We start from the raw sequence: 26,285 nt of genomic DNA on the forward strand, positions 1-26,285 counted from the left end.
CTCGGTGCCGGGCCGTTGCGGAGAGCCTGCACCCTGACCTCGGGTCAACCTCAACTGTGGCGTACGTCACGGAAAATGGGTGTGCCCTGGACCGGCGTCGTGTTCAGGCGGCGGCGAAAGGCACGTACGAGGGGGTCGGTGGTGCCGAAGCCGCACACCGACACGATGCGGTCGAGGGTGGCGCCGGAGGACGCAGTCGCCCCCACCCACCCCGAGGACGACCGGGAGCAGCTGCGCGCGGTGCAGGAGGGCCGCCGCTCTCCGCTCGCCCCTCCGTGCACGGAACCCCGCCTGCGGAGTCCTGCTGCGGGGTGCGTCCCTGCGCACCCGGACCCGTGGTCGCACCGGGTGCAGAGGGGGGCCAGATGCAGAGGGGGTCGTCAGGGCCACCGGCGGAACCAGCCGCGGGCCACCGCGGCCCTCGTGACCCGTCGCTTTGTGTCCGCGACGGGTCACGAGGGCCGTGGCCGTGTTCCGCTCTGCGGGTCACGGTGTACCCGGACGTACCTGATGAGGCCCAGGTGCCGCGAACACGCCCGCCGGCGGCTGGAAGGGGGGTCTGTCCCGACGGGAGCGAAGAACGACTTCGGCCGTCTCTCCCCGCACACTCGTCTTCGAGGCGACCCGCTCGTCGAAGACCTCCTGCCGGAGCCGCGGTACGGGGCGAAGGCGTTCGCCGACGCCTGCCACCGGGCCGGGACCTCCGATCCACGGGTGCGGTCGGCACCTCCGCGGACAACGCCGCCGCCAGTCGTCGTCACGTCACGGGCCATGTGCGGGGCAGCGGGTGCCGGTTGTAGTCACGCCGTCGTCGGGAGGCAGGGGCCGGGGCCCTTCAGGGTGCGGTGGATGGGGGCGGTCGCTGTGTGGCGGAGGCCGGGGAGGGCGGCGACCGACTCGGTGAGGTAGCGGTAGAAGTGCTGGGCGGTCATCGCGTCGATGCTGGCGTAGAGGTTCGCCGTGCCCGTCGTGACGGTGGCGTACGCGACTTCGGGGCGTGCGGCGAGTGCCGTTCCCGCCTCGGCGAGGCGGGACGGGACGGGACGGGTCGATCTCCAGCCAGAGGGCGGCCCGGAAATGCTGCCGGAAGGTGTCCGGGTGGTACTCGACGTCGAAGTACAGGGCGCCGACCGACCTGAGTTCGGTGATGCGGCGGCGCACGGTGGAGGGGGACAGACCGGTCGCGGCGGCCAGGTCTGCGGTTGCGGCCCTGCCGTCCCGGGCCAGCAGGTCGAGCAGTTGCCGGTCGCTCTCGTCCAGGGGCACCGGTGGGGTGGCGTCCGTGGCCCGGGCCGGTGCGTCAGTGGAGCGAGCGCGACGACCTGTGCGGGCGTCAGCGGGCCGAGCTTGTTGATCGGGCCCAGGTCCTGGCCGAAGAAGACGTGCAGTGAGCAGTGCGCCGACAAGTCCACCACCTCTGGCGTGCGCGGCAGCATCTGCAGAAGCGGGGACTGCTGCGGCCCGGGGCCATGGGTGCGTACCTGGCAGGGGATCTCGGTGCCGCCCGAACCCAGGTTGACCCAGGTGGTGTCCGTGCGCCGTGCCATCGCCTTCCCCAGGGAGAGCGCGGCGTGCGGCGCGCACCGTACGCGGACGAACCAGACGGAATCCCCCAGCCGTAGGGGATCGGTCAGGCTCAGGACCCGGAGTTTCCCAGCGGACCGCATCCGGGCCCAGCGGCGCGCGGCGGTCTGGTCGGAAACCCCGAGGACGTCGGCGATCTCCCTGAACGAAGCCCGCCCGTTGATCTGGAGCGCGTGCACGAGCCCCAGCTCCTCGTCCGACAAGCTGCGGTACGTATGGCCGGGAGTGTCGGGATGGGGCGTCATGGCCTCCCTCATGTCGGATCCGAGCATGCCGAGCGCTGTGGCTCACGACTCCGCCTGGGCGGGCTCAAGGCTCTTTCGCGGGGCCAGTCACCGGGCCGCTCGGTCCGGCCCGGTTCGTTCGCCGCGGCCCGGTCGCGGTCGCGGTCGGGACTGGATCCCGGAACGTCTGCTCGATCCCGAACGGAGAAACCGCCATGCGCAAGTGGTGGCCCCTGACGGCGGTGTGCCTGGGCGCCTTCATCCTGCTGGTGGATGTGACGATCGTGAATGTCGCGCTGCCCAGCATGGCTGCCGACCTCGGCGCTTCCTTCACCTCGCTGCAATGAGTGATCGACGGCTGTGCCCTGGCGCTCGCCGCCCTGCTCCTGGCCTCCGGTTCCCTCGCGGGCCGCTTCGGCCACCGGCGTTCCTACGTCCGGGCGTCTTCGGCCTGGCCTCGCTCGTGTGCGGCGACGCCCCCAGCGCGGAGGTGCTGATCGCCGCCCGCGTGGTGCAGGACGTCGGCGGCGCCGCGATGTTCGCCACCGCCCCGCCCTGCTGCTCGCCTCCTACCAGGGCAGGGACCGGGGTACGGCCTTCGGCGTGTGAGGCGCGGCCAACGGGGCCGCCGCAGCCGCGGGGCCGCTACTCGGCGGGCTGCTCACCGAGCGCTTCAGCTGGCCGACGATCTTCTGGGTCAACCTGCCGATCGCCGCTGCCGCCATCGCCACGACCCCGCGGGTGGTGCGTGCCGACCGGCCCGCCGGCCAGTCCACCGGGTCGCCCGGCCACGGTGCGCGGCTCAGCGGGGCCCGGGCACGCGTCGACGTCCCCGGCGCGGCGGCCTTCACCGTCACCGCGGCCACACTCACCTACGGGCTCATCCGCGGTGGGGAGGCGGGCTGGGCCTCGGCCGAGGCCCTGGCGGCCTTCGCCGTCACCGCCTCGGCACTGCTCGCGTTCGTGGTGATCGAGCACCGCACGCTGGAGGAGACCGACCAGGTCCTGGCCGCACTGGAAGGGCGCGACGTGCCGCCGCACATCGGCTTCCAGCGCCGCTTCGACTCCGGGTACCAAGCGGTGCGCGAAGCCGTCACCGACGGCCGGCTGGGCTGGACGCACACCCTGCGGGCGTGCACGTCCGACCCGACACCCCCGCCCCCCGGCTAATCCCCGGACCGGGCGGCATCTTCCACGACTGCTCCGTCCACGACTACGACATGGTCCGCTGGGTGACGGGCCGCGAGGTCACCCAGGTCTACGCCACCGGCGCCAACCGCGGTGCGGCGTTCTCCTCCGACGCCGCTGACGTCGACACCGCCGTCAGCGTCCTCACCCTCGACGACGGCACCCTCGCCACCTGTACGGCCACTCGCTACAACGGCGCGGGCTACGACGTCCGCATGGAGGTGTGCGGTTCCCGGGGCACGACGGTCGCCGGACTCGCCGAAGAGACCCCGCCGACCTCGGCGGAGGGAGCGGCCTGGCCCACCGGCACCGCGCACCCCGGCTTCATGGAACGCTTCCTCGACGCCTATCGCGCCGAACTCGCCGCGTTCACCGAGGTCGTGGCCGGCGTCCGCCCCAGTCCTTGTACCGGTCAGGACGCCCGCGCCGCCCTCGCCGTCGCGGAGGCCGCCACCCGTTCGCGGGCCGAGGGCCGCCCTGTCCCCGTCCCGGCGCCCACGCCGGCACCCGCCCGCGGTTCCCGGCAGGCCTGAGCGGCAGGGACGGGCGGTCGACGGCTGGTGCGGGCGCCCAGGCGCTCCGGCGACCCGGCAGACGAGGGGCGGCGGGCCCGGACCATGATCAACGAACGCGCCGGTCCCAAGGCCGGCGACCCGCCAGGCCCGATCCGCAGGACGGCACGGAAGCGGTCATGGACAACCGCACAAGCATCGATGCCGAACGGCGGGCCCGGATCGCCGAAGGCCACGACTTCGGCCTCATGAGCGTCAACGGCCCGCCCCGCGCCGGTCCAAGCCGATCACCCCCGGCCGACACCTCATCCTCCACTGGACTTCCCCGGCGTTGCCGCTCCTTGAGGAGGGCCGGCCCACTGACGATGCCCCACCGTACGAAGGCCGGGACGGGGGCGGGGCCGTGACCGGAGGTTGCGCGGGTTCCTGGCGCGCGTGTCCGCCCCGCCCCCGACTGCAACACACCTACCCCGAAATGCCTTCTGGACGCATTCGCCCGATGCCGCCTGCGGTCGCCCGCGGACGAACTGGCAGGGCCCGGCCGTCTTCTCGGCCGGGCCCTGCCAGGGTGTGGGCGGTGTCAGGTCACCATCGGTACCAGCGGCCGCGGCCGCCGCCTGCGTTGGTGGAGCGCATCACGAAGCCGAGCAGCCACACCACCAGGACGATCAGCGCCACCCACCACAGGATCTTGAGGGCGAAGCCGGCGCCGAAAAGGATGAGCGCGAGAAGCAGGACAAGCAAAAGGGGAACCATCGTTATCTACCTCCTGACCTCCGATTGCCCTGCATTGCTGTGCGCATTCCTCGCCAGTTCCTTTGTTTGCGGGGGGAAGGCTGGGGCACGAGCCGGTTACCGCGAAAGCGAACGGACACTTCGAGGAGGCTGTCTTTCATGAGTGCCGGCGAGAAAGCCAAGGCGAAGACCGAACAGGCCGAGGGCAAGGCCAAAGAGGCCGTGGGCAGCGCCCTCGGCAACGACCGCATGACAGCCGAGGGGCAGGCCGAGAAGAGCACCGGCGACGCCCGCGACGCCAAGGAGAAGGCCAAGGACGTGTTCAAACACTGACGTCCTCAGCCCTCAGTTCTCAAAAACGCCCCACGAGATGAGGGGAGCCTTCCTGCCGCAGAAGGCTCCCCTCATCTCTGTCGTCACGGGCAAAGCCGATACGTGCCACCGCTCACCCTCGACTCCGACGAGCGCGCCGAACTGGAGCGGCGGGTCCGCGAGTCGCCACCGACCTCGTGCCAGACCTGGACGAAGACGTCGGGAAGGTCGGGTATCCGCTGGACGACCAGGAACCGGTCGTCCTCACCGCCGATGCGACGCACCAGGTCGGCCAGTTCCCCGGGGGGACACGCGGACGTGCCGCTCCCCGTTCTCCGTCTTCACCACGATCTCGAGCATGCGCAGACTCCGGCACGCCCCACTGACAACGCGTCGGCCCGGCGGCGGACGGGGGTGCCCGTCCGGGCTGCGGCGATCACGCGGGGGCTGTCTGGACAGATCCACTTCCGGTGGGTAGACATGCACCGGAGGCTCCGGGTGGACACGTTGCCGCTGGTCGGCGACCCGTCCATCGGGAGCTTTGCGCTTCCTTAGGTCGACCCACGTCAAGTCAGCCACGTCGCTCCGCTTCCGGCCCGGTTCGAATCATCCGAGGAACCCATGAACACCCACCGTTTCAGATCCGCCCGTCTGCTCACAGCGATGACCGCCCTTTCTGCCGCGTCCCTCGCCCTGAGCGCCCCGGACGTCCAGGCGGCCACGGGAGCCGTTGTCTCCGGCGCCGCCCACGGCTATGCCGCGCAGCTCACCATCGGTGACAGCACCCGCGGCTGCTCCGGGACGCTGATCGACCCCGAATGGGTGCTCACCGCGGCGAGTTGCTTCGTCGACGATCCCGCCGCCGGCCTGACCGTCCCCCCGGGTCCCCCGCAGCTCAAGACAGTGGTACGGGTCGGTGCCGCCGACCTCACCACCGGGCAGGTGGAGTCACGCGAGGTGGTGCAGCTCGTGCCGCGCACCGACCGCGATCTGGTGATGGCCAAGCTGGCCCAGCCGGTCACCGACGTCACACCGGTGCCTGTGGCCTCCACCGCCCCGAGTGAGGGCGAGAGCCTGCTGGCCCTGGGTTACGGCCGGACCGCGGACACCTGGGTGCCCGACCGTCTGCACTCGGGGGCGTTCGCCGTGGCGGCCACCGATGCCACGACGGTGTCCCTGACCAGCGACGGCGGAGCGCTGTGCAAGGGGGACAGCGGCGGCCCCGCGCTGCGCGACGCCGGTGGCCGCTTCGAACTCGTCGCCGTCAACAGCGCTTCCTGGCAAGGCGGTTGCCTCGGCTCGACGGAGACCCGGACCGGCGCCGTGGAGACACGGCTGGACGACATCCGCTCCTGGATCCAGCAGGTACGGCTGCTCCCCCAGCGGTACACGGTCGCCTCGGGTGACTTCAACGGCGACGGCAGGGAGGACGTGGCGGCCCTCTACGACAACGGCTCGTCCGTGGACGGTGGCAACCGGACCTCGCTCTACACGTTCTACGCCACCGCTGACGGTTTCGAGTCCCCGGTCCGCAGCTGGATCAGCTCCGCCGGTTTCACCTGGGCCGCGAGCCGGCTGGTCGCGGGTGACTACAACGGCGACGGCAAGGACGACGTCGCTGTCTTCTACGACGGCGGCCAGAGCTCGGACGGCTCGTACGTCTCGTCCGTGTACACGTTCACCAGTACGGGTAAGGGCTTTCGCGCCCCGGTGAAGAACTGGACGAGCCCCGGCAGTTTCACCTGGGCCAAGAGCCTGCCGACCTCCGGCGACTACAACGGGGACGGCAAGGACGACATCGCCGTCCTCTACGACGGCGGCCAGAGCAGCGACGGCAAGAACACCACCCTCGTCTTCACCCTCGCCAGCAACGGCACCGCCTTCACCGCCACCAAGACCTGGACCAGTTCGGGCAGTTTCACCTGGGCCAAGAGCCTGCCGACGTCGGGCGACTACAACGGCGACGGCAAGGACGACATCTCCATCGTCTACGACGGCGGCCAGAGCAGCGACGGCAAGAACACCACCCTCGTCTTCACCCTCACCGGCAACGGCACCGCCTTCACCGCCACCAAGACGTGGACCAGCCCCGGCAACTTCGAATGGGCCAAGAGCCGGCCGACCTCCGGCGACTACGACGGCGACGGCAAGGACGACATCGCCGTCCTCTACGACGGCGGCCAGAGCAGCGACGGGAAGAACGTGTCCATGCTGTTCACGTTGACCAGCAGTGGCGGCGGGTTCACCTCCTCCAAGGTGTGGACCAGTTCGGGCGGCTTCTCCTGGGGCGCCGCGCTCCCCGGCTCGGGTGACTGCAACGGCGACGGCAAGGACGACGTCACCGTCTACTACGACAAGGGGCGGACCGACGACGGTCGGCAGCACAACGCGCTGTTCCTCTTCCGCAGCACCGGCACCACGCTCCAGGCACCCGTGACGTCCTGGAGCGGCGCCATCATCTGACGACCTGAGCGGGGGGCCACCACCACGGCATCCGGCAGGTCGCCAGTGTCCTCCGGGGCGGAACCGACCGCGCCGGCCCGAGCCCGCTCACCGAGCAGCACCGCTGTGGCACCGCTTCGTCGCCGGGCCCGCATGGCGAGGCGGGGCACCGCCCTGCGACGCGTCGACCGGAACACATCGTCCTGCGAGATGTTGGTGCGACCGAACGATCCGCACATCCCGGCCGTACGCGGCCGAAGAGACGAAGACTTGCAGGACGTGCCGCCGCAACCGGCCGACAGGGGCGGCGGCAGTCACCGACTGGAGCCGCATGCCCGCCCGCCGGAGCCTCGCCGTCGCCCTTGCCGCCCTCGCCGTCGCGATGGCAGGCGGCTGCTCGGACCAAAGGGGCCGCGAGGGGACGGCCACCGATGCGGGAAGCACGGAAGCCCCGCGCCACCCGAGTCCCTCTGCCGTTCCCAGATGGGACGGCAAAGCAGAACAGGAGGACGCGCTCCGGGCTGCCACACAGGCTCTGAACGCCTCGGAGACCGAGGGAGCCGCGCGTGTCGACGAGGGGCTGGCGAGCCTGCCGCAGGGTCTGGACAAGACCTTCACCGCCGGGGGACGGCCGCACACACTCGACGTCGCCTGTCAGGCTCCAGGCCCTCGCTCGATCACACTGACCCTCGGCCGGGGCACCGCGAAGAGCGAGTGGGAGGTGAGGTGCGGAGACCGTGAGGCGGACCAGTTCAACATCCCCGCCGGCGCTCGCTTCACGGCGCGCGTCGCCCGGACAGGGCCTGATGCCGATGGCCTGGTGCTGTGGCGGCTCAGCGCCGTGCACCCCGATGACGTGGACGGATGCGAGGACGACATCGAGGGGTGCGAGGACTGACCGGTGCCCGCCCTGCCGAAGGCCCGGCACGGCCGCCGGCCCCACGGTGCGCGATCGCCGATCAGGTGTCCGGCGCGCTCCGCCCCCCTGGGCAGTGTCCGCCCGCGTGCGTCGGCGGTGCGGGGAACTGACGTCGGCTCAGCTCCGTCGGCAACCTGCCCGGCACACCCGCCCCCGCCTGCCGACACGCTTCAGGAAGCGGACTGGTCGTGCCAGCGGGAGGGCTGATGCATGTGGCGGTCCTGTCCCGCGCCGCGTCCGGCTACCGCCGTGGCGATGCCGAGGACGGCCATGACGGTGAGCGGAAGCGTCCAGCTGTGCGTGGTGTCGTGCAGGAAGCCGAGGAGGAGGGGCCCGGCCGCCGCGACGAGGTAGCCGATGGACTGTGCCGTGTCCGCCAGCGCGGCGGCTTTGCCGGAACTGCCGGCGCGCTGGCTCTGGAAGGTCAGCGCGAGGACGAGGCACGCACCGGCGCCGACTCCGAGCAGGGTGCACGCGAGGACGGACAGCGCGGGGGCGGCGACCAGGACCGTGGACCTGTCCGCCACGAGGACCGAGGCACCGCGGGGAACTTCTCGCGCAGCAGGTCGATGGCGCGCTGGGACTCCGTGCCGGGCAGGGCGAGACCCGTGGTGTTCGTGCTCGTGGTGCTGACGGCGGCGGCACCGACGGCGCCCAGGACGAGAGCCCACGGGAGGATCGCAAGTCCGCGTCGCCGGAAGGCGAGGCGGCCGATCCCGTGGAGCAGAGTGGCCATGAGGCGTGCAACTTTCGTGCTCGGTCAGTCGTAGGGGGTTGCTCGGAATTGCTTGGTGTGACCGCGTCCGGCCGTCGCAGGGCGCCGGTGCTCAGGAGGCACGGCGGTTCGGGTCGTCCGGCCTCTCGTGCGGGACGGGCGTGACGGCAGCCGCGTACCGGTCGCCAGAAAGGCGGTCGCCGGCGGAGGCGATGCCGGCCGGTGTCCGCGGCGCCGTCATCCGGCCGGGCTGTCCGAGGGCTGGGACTTGCCGAGCATCTGGCAGGTGGCCGCTTCGACGAGGGCCTTGTTCGTGGTTGCGGCCTTCTCCTCCTTGATGCCGAAGTTCGTGCTCGTCAGGACGGCGACGCTGCGCCGGCCGCTCGCGTCGGTGTAGATCTCGCTGGAGTAGCCGGGCAGGCCGCCGGTGTGCCCCCAGACGGTGCCGCAGGTGGTGTCCACCCGCATCAGACCCAGTCCGTAGCCACCGCCCTCCTCGGGAGCGGCGACCGTGGTGCGCATCTGCTTCAGCTGGGCCTTCGGCAGCAGCGTGCCGGAGTTCAGCGCGGTGAGGAAGGTCTGCCAGTCCCGCGCGGTGGAGACCATGCCGCCTGCCGCCCAGGACCAGCTCGGGTCGATGGCGGAGGTGTCGATGTTGTCCCCGGAACGCTCGGGACCGGCGAACCCGACGCCTTCGGGCAGGTCGACGGTCTTGGAGAGGATGGCCTTCAAGCGCTCGGCGTCCGGCTCGTAACCGGTGACGTGCTGCTTCCCGGTGGTCTCGTCGGTGTCCCAGTCGCCGTTCGTGGCGAGGTACGAGTCCTTCATGCCGAGCGGCCCGGTGATCTTCTTCTTGATCAGCTCGGCCAGGCCGCTCCCGGTGGCCTTCTCGAGAATCAGCCCCAACGCCTCGTAATTGGCGTTGCTGTACGAGTACGTCTTTCCGGGCTCGGCCGGCGGGTCCTGTTCGGGCGTGATGGCGAGCAGTTCCTGCGGCGTCCAGGTGCGCTTCTCCTGACCGGTGAGGGAGGGCAGGAACTCCGGGGTCAGCAGGAAGTCTCCCAGGCCGCTGGTGTGGTTGAGCAGCATCCGTACGGTGATGTGCTCGCCGCCCTTGACCAGTCCGGGCAGCCACTTCTCGACTGTGTCGCCGAGGCCGATCCTCTTCTCGGCGACCTGTTGCAGGACGAGGGTGGCGGTGACCGTCTTGGTGTTGGACCCGATCCGGAACCGGTCGCCGACGGCGAGGCGGTGGTCGTCCTTCGTCCAGGCGGCCTGCCGGGCGATCTCGACGGGCTTCCCGTCGCCGGAGTCGACGCGGACGATGACGCCCAGGGAGCCGGTGTCCGCCGCCTTCTGCGCGAGGCCGGCCAGGCGCTCGGCGGCCGCTGTGTTCGCCGCGCTCCGCCCGGCCGTCGGCCCGGCCCCGCCCGACCCCGCATCCGAGCAGCTCACGAGCGCGGCGCCCATGCAGGTCGCCAACGCCATGGTCAGCACCCCCCGACGGATACGGTGACGGCGGGACGGCGTACGTGCGGACATGGCAAGTTCCCTTTCAGCGCATGACAGTTGCTGCGTGCGCAGAGGGACCTGACAGTCACTCGTCGAGCGGCCGTTCGGCGGGTCCCGCGCACAACAGCCATTCAGTCAGCGGAGCGCACCCGGTACATCGCTCGTTGGCGGGCTTCCCACCGGCGCGGGGTCACTCCAAGGAATGACCCGCGGTACCCGGCGTCTCGCCGCCCTGGCCGCCCGCCGGGGGCGCGTCAGGTCAGGGTGCTTCTGGCCAGCACCGCCGCCTGCGCCCTGCTCTGGCAGCCGGTCTTGGTGAGGACGCGACTGACGTGCGTCTTCACCGTGTGCAAACTCACCACGAGCCGTTCGGCGATCTCGGCGTTGCTCAGGCCGTCCCGGATCAGACGCAGTACGTCGATCTCCCGCTCGGTGAGGTCCCTCAGCCGGGCCAGCTCCTGCTCGTCGGGGCGGCGCCGGCCGTTGAGATGGCCCTCGATGATCCGCCGGGTCACCGCGGGGCTCAGCGCGCTGTGCCCGGCCGCCGCGGCACGCACGGCCCCGGTCAGCTCCTCGTACGAACTGTTCTTCAGCAGGAAGCCGGACGCCCCGGCCGCCAGCGCGTCGTCGACGTACTCGTCCAGATCGAACGTCGTCAGCATGAGCACCCGGCTGCGCCCCGGCCCGAGCAGTCTCCGGCGGCCCAGCTCGGCCAGCGCCCACAGGCCGTTGCGGCGCGGCATGCGGATGTCCATCAGCAGCACGTCCGGCCGCAGCCGCGCGCACGCCTCGACGGCTTCCTCGCCGTCGTCCGCGGTCCCCGTCACGGTGATGTCCGGCTGGCTGTCCAGGATCGCGCTCAGTCCGGCGCGGATGACCGGCTCGTCGTCCACGACGAGCACGCTGATCTGCTCAGACATCCGCGCGCTCCAACGGCATCGTGGCCACGACGCGGAAGCCGCCGTCCCCGGTCGGGCCCGCGGTGAGTTCGCCGTCCAGTGCCCCCACCCGTTCCTCCATGCTGACCAGGCCGAGCCCGATGCCCGCGCCGGCCGGGGCCTGCCGCACCCCGCGGCCGTTCACGATCTCACACCGCAGCTCTCCCCCATCTTTGCCACGGACGGTCACCTGGGCGGGCGCTCCGGGCGCATGCCGACGGGCGTTGACCAGTGCCTCCTGCACGACGCGGTATACCACCAGCTGGACCGGCCCCGGCACGGACTCCGGCGCGACGTCCATCGTCAGCCCGACCGTCCCTCCCGCGGCACGGTGGCTGTCCAGCAACGCGTCCAGCTCACCGAGGTCCGGCACGGGCTGGAGCGGGACGCCGTCCTCGGGGTCGCGCAGCATCCGCAGCAGGTCACGCAGCTCGCCGCTGCTCTGCCGGCCCGCCGCCGCGAGGCCGTCGGCCTGGGCACGGGCCCAGTCGGGCAGCTCGCCGCCGCGGGCCCGCAGCGTCTCCGCATGCACGACGAGCAGGGTCAGCGAGTGCGCGACCACGTCGTGCATCTCACCCGCGATCCTTGTCCGCTCGCGTTGTGTGGCCTGTGCCGCCTCCAGGACCTGTGCCCGGCGCGCGTCGGCCGCCCGCCGCTCGGCCGCGGCCAGCAGTTCCTGCCGGGTCCGCGCGGCGAACCCCATCGCCCACGCCAGCGGCATCGGGGCCAGCGCGGCGAGGACGTCCAGACCGCCCTGGAAGTCACCGGAGTCGGTCGTCATCCGGTTCAGCCACAGGCCGGCCACGCTCAGCACGATGCCGCCGAGGACCGCCGACACGGTCCGCCTCCCGCTCGCGCCGTGGTTGCCCAGGTTGTAGAGCAGCACCGCCAGCGGCAGGAAGACCAGCGGCGACAGCTTGGCTCCCGCGCCCGCACTCCCCACCAGCGCCGCCAGAAGGGACCCGAAACCCACGACGAAAGCGGTGGCCGGCAGCCGCCGCCGCAGCAGCAGAACCACCACGCCCACCGCCTCGTACACCGTGAGCGACGCCCAGGCCGGCCCGGAGGTGTCCACGTACGGCTGCGACAGCAGCGCCGGCACAAACGTCAGTACGACCAGCCCGGCATCGGCACCCCACCCGGGCCACCTGCCGTCCATCACTCTCATCCGCCCGACACTATGACCTCGCACGCGGCTCTTCATCCCTCCAAGGAGCCACTCGCACGCCAGCGTGGCCCGACCCGCCTCAGTCGTGGACGGGTTCGCGTGCCAGAGCGTCGACGATCTGATGATGGTGGCCCGCTTCCGATGGGTGGCCAGCGGCGACCTCTCCACGGTGGGGCAGGCGTTGCGGGAGCACGCAGGCGTCTCCCTGCTCGGCGACGGTTGCGATCAGTGAGCCCAAGAACACCCCGCCGGGCACCGCATTTCCGTCTCCGGTCGCATGGTGCTCCGCATGGACCCACCCCGCTCCCCGCGGCGCTGGGGCGGGCTCTGACAACCTGGGTCAGGCCCACGTCCGGCCCGCCGCCCCTCTGTCGGGCCAGCGGCAGTACAGGGCCTCGCCCTCCGGCGGCTCCCACGCGCTGAGAACGACGAGCGGGCGGCCACAGCGGCGGGCCTCGGCCACGGCGCGGCGCAGCGCGGCCAGGCTCGCGGGTGATCCGCTGACGCCGACGACGATCCGACAGGGGCGGCGCGAGACGGTCGTCCACCCGGGGCGGCGTGGGCCGCGCGCGGAGCAGCAGGGCGGTCTGTTCCGGGTTGGAGTCCGCGGCCTCCCGGCCGGCGTAGAAGCTGAGCAGGGGCAGCACGCGCTGGAGTGCGGCCCGCAGGTCTGGGATGGCTGCTACCGCGACCGGGTGCGCGCCGCGCGAGCCGGGTCAAAGTGGGCGGGAGGCTCGCGCTCAGCGAGGGCGGTTCCTGGAGATTGCGGCCAGGGCTTCCTGGACGGTGGTGAAGTTCTCGGTGCCTGCCTGCGTCAGGTCGACCAGGGATTCCGAATTGCCGGACGCTTTTACGAACATCACGCCACGGGAGGGGTGGTACACGCCGGCCCTGTAGTGGCCGCGGTGGACGTCGCTGGGGATGACCTCACCCACCGCCTGGCGGGTCGTGGTGTCGACGGCGTAGTAGCAGCCGGTTCCGTCACCGCGGTCCACTGCGATCAGCTGTCCCATTCCGGCCCTCCCCCAAGTCGCGGTTCCTCCTGAAAGTACGTCGGACGAACCAGCGCGGCTCGGAGGAGACTTGATGGGCCAGTCTACTTCTGACGTGAGCCACAGCACCCCCCTCGATGTCACTTCTCGGAGGGGCTCAGAAGGAACTTCCACTTTCCTGATCACGATCCGGGCACCCCAACGCGCAGGCTGGGAGTTCGAGGCCCGGCGGACCGCTACTGCGCGGCGGGCGCGCTCACTTGGCCTGCACTGCTCCCTGGGCCCACTGCTCAAAGGTCGTCGTCTCGATGCCCAGCGCGTGGGCCATTTCCGGACGGGCCGGTGCCGGGTAGGTGTCCATCCGCCGCTGCGACTTCGCCAGTTCCGGCATGACCCCCCATTCGACAGCCTGCTCCGGGCTGCTAGGCAGTTCGATCGGCGTCGCCCGTACGGAGTTGAGTATCTCGACCGCGCGGCGCATGGACAGTACGTCTCCCGCGAGTTCCAGCACGACCTCGTGGAAGCGTTGCGGGTCCGCAACCGCCGCGAGCGTGGCCGTACCGATGTCCTGGACAGCGACCCATGGGCGTGCGACGTCGAGGTCGTTGACGACCGTCATTCGGTTCGAGGTGAAACCCGCGAACCAGATCGACGGCTGTCGCAGGTTCTCCATGAAGCCGGAGGGCCGCAGGATGGTCCAGGTGGCGAAGCCCGCCTCGCGCACCACCCGCTCGGCCTCGATCTTGCTGCGCCAGTAGTGGGCCGGGAAGGCTCCCCAGCGTTCCTCGTCGAAGGCCCCAGGATCGTCGATGCCGGCACCCGACACCGAGGAGTGCACGATCTGCTCGATCCCCGCCTCCCGGCTCACCGTCACCAGGTTGCGGGCACGTTGCACCTCGAAGTCGGCCATCAGGTTCGCGAAGTTCGCGGTCTCCATGGAGAACACCGCGGTCGCCCCGGCCGCCGCTTCCTTGAGGGAGGCGGGGTCGTCGAGGTCGCCGCGCACCAGAGTCGCTCCCGCTGCGGCCAGCCGGACAGCGGCCTCGGACGACGGGTCCCGGACCAGCGCCCGGACCGGCCGCCCCGCGTCGAGCAGCGCGCGGGCGACCGCGCCCCCCTGGTTGCCGGTCGCCCCGGTCACCAACACCGGATGGGTTGTCATGGCACTTCCCTCTCGCCAGTCAAACGGGGTGGCCCCCCGTTTGTGCCTCGAAATATATGGGGTGGCCCCCCGATTGTCGAGAGGAGGTTAGGATCGGCGCGATGACAAGCCAGCAGATCCCGCAGCGCGCCGACTGGCGGCGCAATCGCGAGCGCCTGCTCGCCGCTGCCGCCGAGGTCGTGGCGCGGGATGGTGCCTCCGCCTCGCTGGAGGAGATCGCCCGGCGGGCCGGGCTCGGCTCGGCGACCTTGCACCGGCACTTCCGCTCCCGCGAGGCCTTGCTGACCGCGGTCTTCCATGAGGGTGTCGAGCGTCTGGCGGCACGCGGCCGGGAACTCAACGAGACAGCGGGCGGCGGCCTGGCGGTCTGGCTGGAGGAGCTGACCCGCTACACCGCCACTACTCGCGGGCTGGCCGTCTCCCTGCGGCCCACCGCGGACGACAGCGGCTGCCACGGCATGTTGGCAGACGTCGCCGCCGAGCTGGCGGCAACCGCGGTGAGGGCCGGCCGACTGCGTCCCGAGATCACGGTCGACGACCTGCTCGCCCTGGCCAACGGCATTGCCATCCGAGCCGAGGACGATCCGGAGTTGGCCTCCCGCCTCCTGCGGATGGCCATCAGCGGAGTGGAACCACGGACATAGTCCCGGCTTCGTTGGCACCTGCCCGTAATGGCGATGACGGCAAGCCGTCAGGTCCACAGCCGACCGACTTCGAGTTCCATGGCGGCGCGACGACGGCGCGCAGCGCGGCGACGGTCGGGTCCGCCGGCGGATCGGTGGGCGGTGGCGGCGGGGCGGTGCGGACGTCGCGGACGGCCTGGCGGACCACGGCGCGCACCGTGGCGGTGTCGAGGGCCTGGAGGCTGCTGTGGGCGAGCGTGGCGAGGCGGCGGATGATCAAGCTCCGCGACGACGTCCGCGCGGCTGGAGACGGCGATCAGGGCGCGCTGGGACAGGCCGTAGTCGAGCGCGGCTGCGGCGGCCGGGCCGGTGTCTCGCGTGCGAGACGTCTCGGTCCGGCGGTGACCGCGCCGTGGATCGCGGCCAGGGCGCGGGCGACGTCCAGGAGCCGGTACGCCTGGGCGCGGCTGATGCCGAACTCCGCGTCGCAGTACGACTCCCAGCTGCTGTGCCCGAGCGGGAGCCAGATGCGGGCGGCGTGCGCGTCGCACACCCGGGCGGCGAGCACCGCCACGGAGCGCCGGACGTCGTCCATCGCCTCTCGCAGCCCGGCCGTCATCTCCCGGGCGCGGGCCTCGGTCGGTAGCGGCCGCGCCGGCTCGGCGCCGTACTCCTGGTCCTCGTGCTGCTCGCCCACGACTCCATCGTCCTCCGCATCGGCGGGCGGCACCAAGGCGTGCGGGAGCACCGGCGCGAGCTCCGTCTCACACCCTCACAGTTCACCTCGTCCACTTGGGAAAACGGACGTGCGAGCGTCCGCGGCCGTGTGCTGATCCGCACCCGGGAAGCTTGCCCGCGGCGGCCTCCGGCATGGATCAGCGCGGCGCAAGCACGGCCAGGCCTCATGTGGTGCCGCAGCCCTCACCTGCGGTCATCCTGATCCGACGTACGATGTCTCGGAGTGGCATCAAAGTCGGGGCGGAGGAACACGTGGCTCGATGGGAACCTGACGCACAGGCGCGCCTGCAGAACGCAGCGCTGGAACTGGTCACTCGGCAGGGATTCGAGCGGACGACGGCAGCGGAGATCGCGGAAGCTGTCGGACTGAATCGCCGGACTTTCTTCCGGCATTTCCCCGACAAAAGGGATGTTTTCTTCGCCGGTCAGGACCAGATCGAAGCCGATCTGGTCGCCGGGGTGACCGAGGCGCCCCCCGGTGAGTCACCGATGGGGCTCGTCGGGCTGGCACTGGCCCGCGCGGCCGACACCTTCGCGCATCTGCCGAGAGAGCAGGCGCGGGCGCGCCAGGCGATCATCGATGCGGAGCCGGCGTTGCTGGAGCGAGAGCGCCAGAAGTTCGCCGTCCTCGCCCGCAGCGTCGGCGACGCGATGCGGGAACGGGGCGTCGCCGACCTCGCGGCCACCCTCGCGGCCGAGTCCGGCGTCCTCGTCTTCAGGACGGCGTTCACGCAGTGGCTGGCCGACGGCGAGTCGCGGTCTCTGCCGCTGATCATCACCGAGACAACGGCCGCGCTACGTGCACTCAACGTCACGCACTAGCCATGTCTCTCAGAGACATAAATCACGCTGACGGCTATGTTCATGGCGCACTGCTCCCGCTATGTTGATGTCACTGGGAGACATCAACCGTGGAGGACGGCGACATGAAACGCATCCAGTACCACGAGTACGGCGGCCCCGAAGTCATGCGACTGGAGGAGTTCCAGCCGGCTCGGCCCGGCAGGGGCGAGGTCCTGGTCCGTGTCAAAGCGGCGGCCCTCAACCCGATGGACATCGGCATCCGCCAGGGCAGGCTGAAAATGGTCACTGGCCGCAAGTTCCCTCGAGCACTCGGGCACGACTTCGCGGGCATCGTCGAGGTGGTCGGCGACGGTGTCACCCAGGTTCGCCCCGGTGACGAGGTCATCGGGGCGGCGAGCATCAAGGCGGCCGGGGCGTTCGCCGAGATGGTTCTCGTCGAGGAGAAGTCGGTCGTGCGGAAGCCGAGGAACCTGTCATGGGATGAGGCCGCCGCACTCCCGACGCCCGCCATCACCGCGTACCTGGCACTGGCAAAGAAAGGCCAGTTGAAGGCTGGGCAGTCTGTCTTCGTCGCCGGCGCGCTCGGCGGGGTCGGCCGGTCGGCCGTCCAACTCGCCATGATGATGGGTGCCTCGGTCGGCGGCAGCTGCCGTGACACCGCCGTTCAGGAGGCTCACGACCTCGGTCTCTCTCCGATCGTCGAGTTCGACTTCGATTCGAGCCGCTACGCCCGGCGGTTCGACGTCATCCTCGACACCTCTGGCCAGTTGCCGCTCAAATCGGCTAAAACGATGGTCAAGCCCGGCGGCCACATCGTCGACATCCGGCCCGCGCCGGCGAAATTCGTGCGAGCCGCCCTGCCAGGGCCCTACGAGGTGCTGGTCGCCAACCCGGACCGGGCCGATGCCGAGCAGATTGTGCGGGCCGCCGAACAGGGAGTCCTTCGGATTCCGATCGCCGGCGTGGTGCCGCTCGGCAGTGCCGTCCCAGCCCTTGCAGAGTTCGAGCGCCGCACCGGTTCCAAAGGCGGCAAGCTCATCATCACAACCTGAGTTGGCCCCGAGTTTCTGTTCAAGGCCGACCAGGACCCCTCCAACTGGCTTCCCCCGGCGGTCGGCTACCGCCGCACCTACGTCACCGACTGGATCGCCGACAGGACCCGCTGGAGTCTGACCATCGACAGTCCCGAACAGACCGCACCGGCCGAGGTCCTCGAACAGTGCCCGGACGCCCCGATCACCGTCACTCTCGCCCGGTAGACGGGGCGGGGGCGCCCCGGCGCGATACCTCGGCGCCCCGGTCCGAGCGGACCGGATTGGCAGGCACTGTGTCCGCACGCTCCCCCGGCGTGTATGCCGGCCAGGAACGGCGCTCCGCCATGGCCGTACCCCGCCCGGTCCGGCCCGCCAGCGGTCTATGCGCTGCGGGGCCGGCGGCCGGACGGCTTCTTCCCGGCTTTGCCGGCTGTCTGTTTCTTCGCGGTCTTCTTCGGCGGGCGCATCTCGTGCACGACCGCCTCCCCCTTGCCCTCGCCGCGGCTGTGCCGGGCGCGGGCCACAGACTCGTTCAGCGCGGCCATCAGGTCCAGCACCTGGCTCGGCTCAGCCTCCGGCTCGGACGCTTCGGCCGGCTCACGATGCTCGCGCTTGGCCTCGATGATCTGCTCCCGGGCCGCGGTGCGGGTCAGGCGGGTGGTGCCGGGCTCAGTGGTGCCGCACTGGGAGGAAGGACTCACCCCGGCAGTTCTCGCGCCGGACTACCAGCGGATCACGGACGTGCTGGCTGGCGGGATGCCCGGGGAGGCGATGGACTGCCGTCAACTCGCGGCCGCGATGGGGCTCGCGCCAATCCCGGCGAAGGTGGAAGGAGTGCGGTCGAAAGCCAAGCGACTGGCCGCGCGGGGCTGGCTGGCCCACGGGCGCTCTGCATCCGGGCCGTGCCCGAATACGTCATGACAACCGGCCGGGTGTGGTTCGCTGCTGGGGTGACTCAGGACTTGGAGATCGTCGCATTCGAATCCGCCGAGGCATTCCAGGCATGGCTCGGCGAGAACCACGCCGTCTCGCCCGGCATCTGGCTCAAGCTTCGCAAAAAGGGCCCCGGAATCGTCGCGCTGGACTACGCCCAGGCGCTCGACGTGACACTCTGCTATGGCTGGATCGACGGCCAGAAGGCCAAGTTCGACGACCAGTGGTGGCTCCAGCGGTTCACCCCGCGCAAGCCGCACAGCAAGTGGTCCAAGGTCAACCGGGACAAGGCGGCCGCCCTGATCGAGCAGGGCCGGATGCATCCCCCGGGGCAGGCCGAAGTCCACAGCGCCAAGGCAGACGGCCGCTGGGAGGCAGCCTACGACGGCGCGAAGACCGCCACGGTGCCGGACGACCTCAGGGCGGCCCTGACCGCCGACCCGGCCGCAGCGAAGTTCTTCGAGACACTGGACCGGCAGAACCGCTACGCGATCCTGTACAGGGTCCAAGACGCCAAGAAGCCCGAGACCCGGGCGCGCCGGATTGAGAAGTACGTAGCGATGCTGGCGAAGGGCGAGAAACTGTACCCGTAGTCACGACAGAGGGGCCGCAGCCGGGCAGTGCCCCAGGGGCCCGGCGCGCCTGCGGCCCCGGCAGCAGCCACCGGGCGCGCCCTCACTGAGCGTAACGAAACGTCAGGGGACCTGAGCAGGCACACTGCTCAGAGGCGGTCCCAGACCAGCACGATCGGCGCTTTGACGAGCTGGTGGACGCCGTCGACCAGCGCGATGAAGTCGCGCTCGCCCATGCTGCGGCGCTTGCCCCGGCCCGCCGGGTGGGTGCGCAGGCGGTGGCACAGCCGCATCCGGGAACCCGGCCGCATGGCGATCGGCCCGGCCACCGACAGGCGTCCCGAGCGGCGCCCGCTGACCGTCACGACCGGGGTACGGCCGCGTCGGCCCCAGGTGCGTCCCTGGGGCGGCCGGCGGGTGAACCCGGCTTCGTCCTCGAAGCAGATGTAACCTCCGCAGACCGCCCGGGCTGTTTCACCTCCGCCCAGGTCGCCTCCTTCCAGAGGGTGACGGCCTGCTCGTCGCGCTCGGCGACCCGCCGCGCGGGGACCTGCGGGCTGAAGCCGAGCCGGTGCATCAGCCGAGTGGCACCCGAGACGCTGTAGGAGACGTGGAACGGGCCTTGACCCGGAATCTTGGACACGGGCTGTGCGGCTTGGGCCAGGGTAGTTGATGTTGTGTCGAGTGCTCTCTCGTAGGTGATGGGACTCCGTTGTCCGAGGTGGGAATGACGACGTCGGGTGTTGTAGCGGTTGAGCCGGCGGAACGCGTCGGTGCGGGCCTCGCGTTCGCTGGACCAGTGCTTTCGGCCCTGAAGAATCTCTCGTTTGAACATCGCGTTGAAGGACTCAGCGAGCGCGTTGTCCGCCGAGCTGCCGATCGCGCTCATGGACTGGCGGACGCCGGCCTGGCGGCAGACATCGGCGAAGGCCCGGCTGGTGTACTGGGCGAGTTCAATCAGTCGTTGCAACACCGGCCTGTGGCAACGAGCGTAGCTGCTCTTCAACCTCTCCGCCCACAGGGGCGCGGACATCCGCCGCGGGGCGAAGAGGAACAAGGTCGAGCTGTGCTTCACCCCGACCTACGCTTCGTGGGCGAACCCGATCGAGGCGCATTTCGGACCGCTGAGGCAGTTCACCATCGCCAACCCGAACTGTCCCAACCACACCGTGCAGACCCGGGCCCTGCACGCCCACCTGCGCTGGCGCGACGCCAACGCCCGCCACCCGGATGTCCTGGCAGCCGAACGCAAGGAACGCGCCCGCATCCGCAGCGAAAAGGGCATCCGCTGGGGCGGACGCCCCTTCGTCACTGACGCGATCGGCGAACCGGTGCGGTCAGAACGCTAGTTAGAGGGCGTCGATGTTCCCGATGAATTCGAGAATGGCCTTCGCCAACTCCGCGGGGGCCTCCATCGCGGCATAGTGACCCACACCGTCGAGTGACACCGAGCTCACTTCGTTTGCTGCGGCCTGGGACATGGTGCCAACCGTGAAGGAACCTCCGCCCGCGCCGACCGCGAGTACAGGCACCGTCAGGCCGTGCGTGGCGGCAAGAGCCTTGATCTCGGGTCCCTCCCCCAGCATCGACCGGTAGAGGCCGATCGCTCCGCGCCAGCCGTCGGGGCGCGAATAAGTACGGGCGAACTCCTCGACGTCGGTGTCGGTAATGGCTCCTGGGGTCGCGTTCAGGGCGCGGAATGCGAACTGTCCCAGAAATTCCCGCTCGCGGCCGGCCAGGAGCATCTCGGGGATGCCGGGTGCGGCGAGGAAACCGATGTGCCAGGCGCCGCCGTGGGTGACGTCGGCCAGCATCTCGAGGCCGAATCCGGGCAGACCCATCTCGATCGCGGTGAGACTACGTACGTTTTGCGGGTGGGTGGCCGCCAGGCGGAAGACAGTCGCTCCGCTGATGTCCTGCCCGGTCAGGTGGACCGGGCCGACGTCGAGCTGTTCGATGAGAAGGTGCAGGTCCTCGGCCGAGGTCTTGCTGTCGTACTCGCCCGGCCCGTTGCTGGAGTCCCCGAAGCCGCGCAGGTCGACGGCGAAGACTCGGTGGCTCTCCGCGAGGAGCGGGATGATCTTGTGAAAAGTCCACCAGCTCTCAGGAAACCCGTGGACCAGAAGGACTGGCGATCCACTGGTTCCCGCCGCTGCGTAGTGCAACCGAGTTCCGTTGACCTCTACGAGGTGGTGGGAGATCCCCGCAAGCGTGGGACCCGGGTGTGTGACGTCCATCGTTCTCCCCAATTCGACAACCAGGTTGTCCATGACAATAGACAACTTGGTTGTCGATGTCCAATCCGTGTCCGCGTAGTCTTCTTCCATGTCACGATCTGGCGCTGATCTCGCACTGCTCCTGCTCGGAGGTTTTCGCTCGCTGGTCAATGCCGCGACCGCCGAGCTGGCCCGCCGCGGCTACGAGGACGTGCGTCCTGTCCATGACTTCGCCATGCGAGCCATCGCCGCCGGCGCGGACAACGCTTCAGAACTCGGGCGGCGCCTGTCGGTCTCCAAGCAGGCGGCAGCGAAAACCATCACGGTGCTGCAGGAGCGCGGATACGTGGCACGAGACACGGACCCCCTCGACGCCCGCCGCAAGCGCCTGCACGTCACCCCACTCGGCTACGAAGTGCTACGAGAAGGCGAATCGATCTTCGACGAGTTGCGCGATCAATGGAGACAGCAGATCGGTTCCAGCGAGCTCGCGACCCTCGAGACACACCTGGCGGACCTGGTTGGCGCTCAGCCGGTGCGCCCTGACGCACCGAGCTGGATCGTGCAAGACCTCGGTGAGCCGGTCTGACCCTCTTCCCGTCCAGGGCGGGGCCTGCCCTGGAGTGTCGGTGCTGTCGAGGATTCCATCCCTCCCGATTCGGAGAACCCTCAATACGGCCGCCCACAGGCAGTCGAGAAGGACTCACTCCCGCACCAGCTGGGCGATCACGGGCACTCGGTTCCCGCCGGCCGAGGCCAGCAACATCATCGTCCGCCGATAGCGCACCGAGCTGGTGCTGCCCCGGCGCACAATAGGCTGCAGCTTCTGCCCTTCCTGATCGGTCAGTCTTCACCACGCTGGTACTCGTCTTCGTCGACCTTCTGCACGTGTCGCTTCGATCCGGAGACCGCGGCGCTTATCCGGCCCACCGCGCGCAGGTGCCCGCGGTCCGGATGCCGGGTGACGAGCTCCACTTCGAAGATCCGTACCTGTTCGGGCGGCTTGTAGAGGGTGGCGTTGGTGTAGGTCCGGAACGGCTCGAAGAAGTTGCTGATGATCGTCAGGTTGAGAGGCATGCCGGGCCCTTCGGGCGGTGTGTCACGGGGTGGTGCCCGAAGATCACCATCCGGCGGGGCACGGCGCGAGATTTCGCGAATCCGGCCCCCCAGGCTCTCAGATGGCCACTCCAGTAAGTGACGTGACAACGTCGACGCCGGCCACAGCGGTGATGCCGGCCCAGTATGGGAAGTCCCACTCCTCCGCACGGGGGGCCTCCCACCGCGGTTCGGGCTGGCCCGGGACGCCGAGCACGATGACCAGCAACTGGCCCGAAGTCGGTCATGCCGAGGGTGTTCCTCCCGGGGCAGCAGCCGGGCGATGTCCACGCCGTGCATGATCCGGTCCTGCCGGACGCCCCTGCCCCGCCAGGGATGAAATCCAGCCGTTCGACGAGCCCCTCCGGCCCGCTTGGCCACGGGCGGACCCAGGAGAACAGGAAGACATATCAGCATATCCCAAGGCCGCACATTGACCGGAAAGCGCCTTTTTTCGCATTGCACCCGTAGGGATCATGGACGGGAATTGTGTCAGACGCCTTGAATTCCTATTGTGGCTTTTTCCGGTTTTCCGGCGGTGCGGGGGATCATCGTGACGAATGAAGGCACCGAATTCGCAGGACAAAGCGCAGCGGCAGCCGCCTTCGAGCGGCATTCCATGATCGCGCCGGAGCGGACCGCGGTCCTGTATCAGGGGACCGCGATCCGTTATGCGGAGCTGAACCGGCGGGCCGAGGCGATCGCCGCGCGCCTGGCGGCCGCCGGGGCCGGCCCCTCGACGCTGGTGGCGCTGGTCCTGCCACGCGATCCCGACCTCGTCGCCACCCTGTGTGCGGTGCTGAAACTGGGTGCCGTGTGCCTTCCCGCCGACCCCCGCTCCCCGACCGGGCGACTGTGCGAGATCCTCGCCGGCACGGCTCCCGATGTCCTCGTCACCACCCGTGCCGCCGCTCCTGAATTCATCGGCGACGCAACCGTCTGTTTCCTGGACGACGAGCCGCAGGCACCCCCCGTTGTCCCGTCGCGCCGCACCGCACGGACCGTGCCGGGAAGCGCCTACATGCTTTATGCGGCACCCCCTGATGGAAACACCGGTAATTCGGCAGTCTCCTACGCCGATTTGGCGCGTTATATCGACGATCCGGGCGGCGGGGTTCCGGCCGGGGCGGAGCTTGTCCACCTGATCGTGCCGCTCCTGTCCGGCAATCGTCTTGTGATGGACACGGACGAGGTCGCACACCGGCCGGTCACCCATGAGGCGCCACGCGATGTGGTGGAGGAGGCCGTGGCGCAGGTCTGGTGCGCCGTGCTGGGCGTGGACCGGGTCGGCGTGCGGGACCGCTTCTTCGACCTGGGCGGCAAGTCGCTGCTGGCAGTCCAGGTGGTGGCGCGCCTGCGGAAGCTGCTCGGCGTCGAGCTGCCGCTGCGGGCCCTGTTCGACGCGCCGACGGTCGAGGAGCTGGCCGCCTGGGTGCGGGCCGAACAGGCGGACGGTCAGGAGGACCGCGAGGAGCCGGCGTTCGGGCCGGTGGACCGGAGTGGGGCGCTGCCACTGTCGTTCGCGCAGCAACGCCTCTGGTTCCTGAGCCGGTTGATGCCCGACAGCGCCTTCTACACGATGTGCGACGCCTTCCGCGTACGGGGACGGCTCGACCTGGACGCGCTCCAGCGGGCACTGCGGATGCTGGTCGCACGGCATGAGACGCTGCGGACGGCGTTCGTCGAGCGGGACGGTGTGCCGTACCAGGTCATCGATGCCGCGGACGGCCCGGGCGCGCGGCGTGCGGCTGCCCTGACGCGGGTCGATCTGACATCGCTGCCGGCCTCCGAGCGGGAGGAGCCGGCGCGCAGGCTGGTGGCGGCGGAGGCGCAGACCCCGTTCCGGCTGGAGGACGGCGCGCTGCTGCGTGTGGTGGTGGCCCGGCTGGCGGACGACGAGCATCTGCTGGTGGTCACCATGCACCACATCGTCTCCGACGCATGGTCCGTCGGGGTGCTCGTCGAGGAACTCGGCCGGCTGTACCGCGAGTGCGTCACGGGCACCCCCGCCGGACTTCCTCCACTCGACGTCCAGTACGCCGACTTCGCCGTGTGGCAGCGGGACTGGATGAGCGGCGCGGTGCAGGAGGATCAGCTCGCGTACTGGAAGCGGGCTCTGGACGGCGCGCCCTCGGTGCTGCGGCTGCCCTTGGATCATCCGCGTCCCGCCGTCCAGTCCGAGCGGGGCGAGACGGTCGAGTTCGCACTGCCCGATGCGCTGGTCACCGCTCTGGAGGAGCTGGGCCGGGAGCAGGGCGTCACCTTGTTCATGACGCTGCTCGGCGCCTTCCAGGTCCTGCTGGCGCGGCATGCCGGGCACGAGGACGTCGTGGTCGGTGTGCCGGCGGCGGGGCGCACCCGCACCGAGACGGAACCCCTGATCGGTTTTTTCGTCAACACACTTCCCCTGCGCGTGACCTGTTCCCCCGGCCTGTCCTTCCGGGAACTGCTGGAGCAGGTTCGTGAGGCCGCACTGGGTGCCTTCGCCCATCAGGACCTGCCTTTCGAGGCCCTGGTCGAGACGCTCGCACCCGAGCGCGACCTCAGCTACAACCCCCTCGTCCAGGTCACCTTCCAGCTGCTGAGCACGCCGGCGGCGCGGCCGGGGCTGCCCGGGGCGGAGGTGGAGCGGTACCCGGTCCGCGAGTCCGTCTCGCAGTTCGACCTGTCCTTGGACATCAAGCGGACGGACGACGGATCTTACCGGGGGATCCTGAACTACTGCCCCGATCTGTTCGACCGTCCCCGTATGGACGTGCTGGTCGGCCACTATCTGACGCTGCTCGGGGCCGCTGCCGCGGACCCGGGCCACCCGATCGGCGAGCTGCCGCTGTCCGGCGAGGCCGAACGGCACATGCTCCTTGGCCGGTCCGGGCGAGCGGAGGAGGTGCTCGGCGGGCCGGGCAGCGTCCCGGAGCGGTTCGCGGACGTGGTGCGGGCGACGCCGGACGCGCCCGCTCTGGCGTACGGGGACACGACACTCACGTTCGCCGAGCTGGACGCTCAGGTGGCATCGCTGGCACGGACGTTGGCCGGCCTCGGGATCACCGCCGAGACGCCGGTCGCGGTGTGCCTGCCGCGCTCCGCCGACAGCGTCGTGGCCCTGCTGGCCGTGATGCGGGCGGGTGGCGTCTACGTGCCCCTGGACCCGGAGTGGCCCGCCGACCGCACCGCCTACGTCCTGGACGACACCGGGGCCCCCGTCGTCATCACCCGCGACCTGCCCGCAGGCCCCGGCCGCGTCCACATCGACCCGCGGCAGCCCGTGGCCGACGGTCCGGTGCCCGCGCCGCATGTCCGCGCCGACCAGGCCGCCTACATCATCTACACCTCCGGCTCGACGGGCGCGCCGAAGGGTGTCGCCGTCCAGCACCGCTCCGTGGACCAGCTCGTCAGTACTCTGCAGACCACCTTCCTCGGCCACGACCCGTATCCTGCCGGCGTCGGCGCCGACGGCGTGCCGCGCCAGGGCAGGAAGCAGCGCGTTACCCTCACCGCGCCCTTCACGTTCGACGCGTCCGTGGAGCAGCTGAGCTGGATGCTGGCCGGACACGAGCTGTTCATCGTGCCCGAGGACGTGCGCCGCGACCCCTCGGCCCTGGTCCGGTTCGTCCGGGAGCACCGGATCGACGTCATCGACACGACGTCGTCGCAGCTCGAACTCCTGCTGGACAGTAGGCTTCTGGAGGGATCATGGGCGCCGTCCATGGTCATGGTGGGCGGTGAGGCGGTCTCGCCGTCGCTGTGGCAGGCGCTGCGCAGCCAGCGGCGTACTCGCGCCTTCAACCTCTACGGCCCCACCGAAGCGACGGTCGACGCCACCTGCCACGACCTGTCCCGCCCCGTCGACATCCCCGTCATCGGCAC

Annotated in this window: 27 protein-coding genes and 7 pseudogenes; 13 read left to right on the forward strand and 21 right to left on the reverse strand. The window is 70.4% G+C overall.

What is annotated here, in order from left to right:
* Positions 1–50: 50 nt before the first annotated feature.
* From ACFC02_RS10990 to ACFC02_RS11005, 4 genes and pseudogenes are all read right to left on the reverse strand, one after another.
* Positions 51–191: pseudogene (locus ACFC02_RS10990) on the reverse strand (AraC family transcriptional regulator); the annotation flags it as partial.
* Positions 192–800: 609 nt separating this feature from the next.
* Positions 801–1,079, reverse strand: coding sequence for an Lrp/AsnC ligand binding domain-containing protein (locus ACFC02_RS10995; RefSeq protein ID WP_376355245.1), 279 nt, complete (start codon positions 1,077–1,079; stop codon positions 801–803).
* Positions 1,080–1,170: 91 nt separating this feature from the next.
* A pseudogene (locus ACFC02_RS11000) lies at positions 1,171–1,584 on the reverse strand (AsnC family transcriptional regulator); the annotation flags it as partial.
* A gap of 89 nt (positions 1,585–1,673) precedes the next feature.
* Positions 1,674–1,856: pseudogene (locus ACFC02_RS11005) on the reverse strand (AsnC family protein); the annotation flags it as partial.
* 167 nt (positions 1,857–2,023) lie between these two features.
* Between ACFC02_RS11005 and ACFC02_RS11010 the strand changes: the two are divergent.
* Both ACFC02_RS11010 and ACFC02_RS11015 read left to right on the forward strand, forming a co-directional pair.
* Positions 2,024–2,155: a hypothetical protein gene (locus tag ACFC02_RS11010; RefSeq protein WP_376355202.1), complete on the forward strand. Its 132-nt coding sequence runs from the start codon at positions 2,024–2,026 to the stop codon at positions 2,153–2,155.
* Positions 2,156–2,465: 310 nt separating this feature from the next.
* Positions 2,466–3,529 (forward strand): annotated as a pseudogene (locus ACFC02_RS11015) (Gfo/Idh/MocA family oxidoreductase).
* Positions 3,530–4,093: 564 nt separating this feature from the next.
* Here ACFC02_RS11015 and ACFC02_RS11020 read toward each other — a convergent pair.
* A complete protein-coding gene (locus ACFC02_RS11020; RefSeq protein ID WP_027758556.1) occupies positions 4,094–4,264 on the reverse strand; it encodes a hypothetical protein in 171 nt (56 codons plus the stop codon).
* 138 nt (positions 4,265–4,402) lie between these two features.
* Between ACFC02_RS11020 and ACFC02_RS11025 the strand changes: the two genes are divergently transcribed.
* On the forward strand, positions 4,403–4,576 hold the full coding sequence (locus ACFC02_RS11025) for a CsbD family protein (RefSeq protein ID WP_376355204.1): 174 nt from the start codon (positions 4,403–4,405) through the stop codon (positions 4,574–4,576).
* Between the two features lie 83 nt (positions 4,577–4,659).
* Here the strand turns inward: ACFC02_RS11025 and ACFC02_RS11030 are convergent, their stop codons facing one another.
* Positions 4,660–4,839, reverse strand: a complete 180-nt coding sequence (locus ACFC02_RS11030; protein WP_376355255.1) for a hypothetical protein — start codon at positions 4,837–4,839, stop codon at positions 4,660–4,662.
* Positions 4,840–5,218: 379 nt separating this feature from the next.
* Here ACFC02_RS11030 and ACFC02_RS11035 point away from each other — a divergent pair, with 379 nt between their 5' ends.
* Positions 5,219–7,018 carry an FG-GAP-like repeat-containing protein gene (locus ACFC02_RS11035; protein WP_376355206.1) on the forward strand — a complete coding sequence of 600 codons (1,800 nt, stop codon included), beginning with the start codon at positions 5,219–5,221 and terminating at the stop codon, positions 7,016–7,018.
* 310 nt (positions 7,019–7,328) lie between these two features.
* Positions 7,329–7,895 (forward strand): hypothetical protein, encoded by a 567-nt coding sequence (locus ACFC02_RS11040; RefSeq protein WP_376355208.1) that lies wholly within the window; start codon positions 7,329–7,331, stop codon positions 7,893–7,895.
* Positions 7,896–8,086: 191 nt separating this feature from the next.
* Here ACFC02_RS11040 and ACFC02_RS11045 read toward each other — a convergent pair whose 3' ends face one another.
* The 4 genes from ACFC02_RS11045 to ACFC02_RS11060 all read right to left on the reverse strand — a co-directional run bounded on the left by ACFC02_RS11045 (position 8,087) and on the right by ACFC02_RS11060 (position 12,240).
* Complete coding sequence (locus ACFC02_RS11045) at positions 8,087–8,443, reverse strand: hypothetical protein (RefSeq protein WP_376355210.1); 357 nt, start codon at positions 8,441–8,443, stop codon at positions 8,087–8,089.
* A gap of 425 nt (positions 8,444–8,868) precedes the next feature.
* Entirely contained in the window at positions 8,869–10,119 is a 1,251-nt protein-coding gene (locus tag ACFC02_RS11050) for a serine hydrolase domain-containing protein (RefSeq protein WP_376355212.1), read from the reverse strand.
* Positions 10,120–10,397: 278 nt separating this feature from the next.
* Positions 10,398–11,063 (reverse strand): response regulator, encoded by a 666-nt coding sequence (locus ACFC02_RS11055; RefSeq protein ID WP_376355214.1) that lies wholly within the window; start codon positions 11,061–11,063, stop codon positions 10,398–10,400.
* Positions 11,056–12,240: a sensor histidine kinase gene (locus tag ACFC02_RS11060; RefSeq protein ID WP_376355247.1), complete on the reverse strand. Its 1,185-nt coding sequence runs from the start codon at positions 12,238–12,240 to the stop codon at positions 11,056–11,058. The genes ACFC02_RS11055 and ACFC02_RS11060 overlap by 8 nt, the downstream gene beginning before the upstream one ends.
* Positions 12,241–12,334: 94 nt before the next feature.
* On the opposite strand from ACFC02_RS11060, the gene ACFC02_RS11065 reads away from it, so the two are divergent.
* Positions 12,335–12,481 carry a hypothetical protein gene (locus ACFC02_RS11065; RefSeq protein WP_376355216.1) on the forward strand — a complete coding sequence of 49 codons (147 nt, stop codon included), beginning with the start codon at positions 12,335–12,337 and terminating at the stop codon, positions 12,479–12,481.
* 108 nt (positions 12,482–12,589) lie between these two features.
* Here ACFC02_RS11065 and ACFC02_RS11070 read toward each other — a convergent pair whose 3' ends face one another.
* The 3 genes from ACFC02_RS11070 to ACFC02_RS11080 all read right to left on the reverse strand — a co-directional run bounded on the left by ACFC02_RS11070 (position 12,590) and on the right by ACFC02_RS11080 (position 14,403).
* Complete coding sequence (locus ACFC02_RS11070; RefSeq protein ID WP_376355249.1) at positions 12,590–12,766, reverse strand: universal stress protein; 177 nt, start codon at positions 12,764–12,766, stop codon at positions 12,590–12,592.
* Positions 12,767–12,989: 223 nt separating this feature from the next.
* Complete coding sequence (locus tag ACFC02_RS11075) at positions 12,990–13,262, reverse strand: hypothetical protein (protein ID WP_376355218.1); 273 nt, start codon at positions 13,260–13,262, stop codon at positions 12,990–12,992.
* Between the two features lie 235 nt (positions 13,263–13,497).
* The gene (locus ACFC02_RS11080; protein ID WP_376355220.1) at positions 13,498–14,403 is read right to left on the reverse strand and encodes an NmrA family NAD(P)-binding protein; all 906 of its coding nucleotides are present in this window, start codon (positions 14,401–14,403) and stop codon (positions 13,498–13,500) included.
* A gap of 101 nt (positions 14,404–14,504) precedes the next feature.
* Between ACFC02_RS11080 and ACFC02_RS11085 the strand changes: the two genes are divergently transcribed.
* Positions 14,505–15,047, forward strand: a complete 543-nt coding sequence (locus ACFC02_RS11085) for a TetR/AcrR family transcriptional regulator (RefSeq protein ID WP_376355222.1) — start codon at positions 14,505–14,507, stop codon at positions 15,045–15,047.
* A gap of 295 nt (positions 15,048–15,342) precedes the next feature.
* On the opposite strand, the gene ACFC02_RS11090 is transcribed toward ACFC02_RS11085, so the two are convergent.
* The gene (locus ACFC02_RS11090) at positions 15,343–15,723 is read right to left on the reverse strand and encodes a hypothetical protein (RefSeq protein ID WP_376355224.1); all 381 of its coding nucleotides are present in this window, start codon (positions 15,721–15,723) and stop codon (positions 15,343–15,345) included.
* A gap of 293 nt (positions 15,724–16,016) precedes the next feature.
* Between ACFC02_RS11090 and ACFC02_RS11095 the strand changes: the two genes are divergently transcribed.
* Positions 16,017–16,586, forward strand: coding sequence for a TetR family transcriptional regulator (locus tag ACFC02_RS11095; protein ID WP_376355226.1), 570 nt, complete (start codon positions 16,017–16,019; stop codon positions 16,584–16,586).
* Between the two features lie 104 nt (positions 16,587–16,690).
* On the forward strand, positions 16,691–17,620 hold the full coding sequence (locus ACFC02_RS11100) for an NADP-dependent oxidoreductase (RefSeq protein WP_376355228.1): 930 nt from the start codon (positions 16,691–16,693) through the stop codon (positions 17,618–17,620).
* Between the two features lie 362 nt (positions 17,621–17,982).
* On the opposite strand, the gene ACFC02_RS11105 is transcribed toward ACFC02_RS11100, so the two are convergent.
* Positions 17,983–18,303, reverse strand: coding sequence for a hypothetical protein (locus ACFC02_RS11105; RefSeq protein ID WP_376355230.1), 321 nt, complete (start codon positions 18,301–18,303; stop codon positions 17,983–17,985).
* A gap of 216 nt (positions 18,304–18,519) precedes the next feature.
* Between ACFC02_RS11105 and ACFC02_RS11110 the strand changes: the two genes are divergently transcribed.
* Positions 18,520–19,128 (forward strand): YdeI family protein, encoded by a 609-nt coding sequence (locus ACFC02_RS11110; protein WP_376355251.1) that lies wholly within the window; start codon positions 18,520–18,522, stop codon positions 19,126–19,128.
* A 128-nt stretch (positions 19,129–19,256) separates the two neighbouring features.
* On the opposite strand, the gene ACFC02_RS11115 is transcribed toward ACFC02_RS11110, so the two are convergent.
* The 3 genes and pseudogenes from ACFC02_RS11115 to ACFC02_RS11125 all read right to left on the reverse strand — a co-directional run.
* Positions 19,257–19,472, reverse strand: a complete 216-nt coding sequence (locus tag ACFC02_RS11115) for a hypothetical protein (RefSeq protein WP_376355232.1) — start codon at positions 19,470–19,472, stop codon at positions 19,257–19,259.
* Positions 19,469–19,750 (reverse strand): winged helix-turn-helix domain-containing protein, encoded by a 282-nt coding sequence (locus ACFC02_RS11120; RefSeq protein WP_376355253.1) that lies wholly within the window; start codon positions 19,748–19,750, stop codon positions 19,469–19,471. Before ACFC02_RS11120 ends, ACFC02_RS11115 begins: the two co-directional genes overlap by 4 nt.
* Positions 19,751–19,756: 6 nt before the next feature.
* Positions 19,757–20,056: pseudogene (locus ACFC02_RS11125) on the reverse strand (integrase core domain-containing protein); the annotation flags it as partial.
* A 46-nt stretch (positions 20,057–20,102) separates the two neighbouring features.
* Here ACFC02_RS11125 and ACFC02_RS11130 point away from each other — a divergent pair.
* Positions 20,103–20,456: pseudogene (locus tag ACFC02_RS11130) on the forward strand (IS630 family transposase); the annotation flags it as partial.
* On the opposite strand, the gene ACFC02_RS11135 reads toward ACFC02_RS11130, so the two are convergent.
* Entirely contained in the window at positions 20,457–21,434 is a 978-nt protein-coding gene (locus ACFC02_RS11135) for an alpha/beta fold hydrolase (protein WP_376355233.1), read from the reverse strand.
* On the opposite strand from ACFC02_RS11135, the gene ACFC02_RS11140 reads away from it, so the two are divergent.
* Positions 21,433–21,912, forward strand: a complete 480-nt coding sequence (locus tag ACFC02_RS11140; protein WP_376355235.1) for a MarR family winged helix-turn-helix transcriptional regulator — start codon at positions 21,433–21,435, stop codon at positions 21,910–21,912. The two genes, ACFC02_RS11135 and ACFC02_RS11140, sit on opposite strands and share 2 nt — an antisense overlap.
* Before the next feature lie 120 nt (positions 21,913–22,032).
* Here the strand turns inward: ACFC02_RS11140 and ACFC02_RS11145 are convergent.
* Both ACFC02_RS11145 and ACFC02_RS11150 read right to left on the reverse strand, forming a co-directional pair.
* Positions 22,033–22,170: pseudogene (locus ACFC02_RS11145) on the reverse strand (IS630 family transposase); the annotation flags it as partial.
* The gene (locus ACFC02_RS11150; protein WP_376355237.1) at positions 22,167–22,400 is read right to left on the reverse strand and encodes a hypothetical protein; all 234 of its coding nucleotides are present in this window, start codon (positions 22,398–22,400) and stop codon (positions 22,167–22,169) included. The pseudogene ACFC02_RS11145 and the gene ACFC02_RS11150, both read right to left, overlap by 4 nt.
* A 637-nt stretch (positions 22,401–23,037) precedes the next feature.
* Between ACFC02_RS11150 and ACFC02_RS11155 the strand changes: the two genes are divergently transcribed.
* Positions 23,038–26,285 (forward strand): condensation domain-containing protein (locus ACFC02_RS11155; protein WP_376355239.1); only part of this gene is annotated, 3,248 nt, incomplete at its 3' end.

The organism is Streptomyces sp. NPDC056160 (assembly GCF_042268205.1).
Lineage (GTDB): Bacteria > Actinomycetota > Actinomycetes > Streptomycetales > Streptomycetaceae > Streptomyces.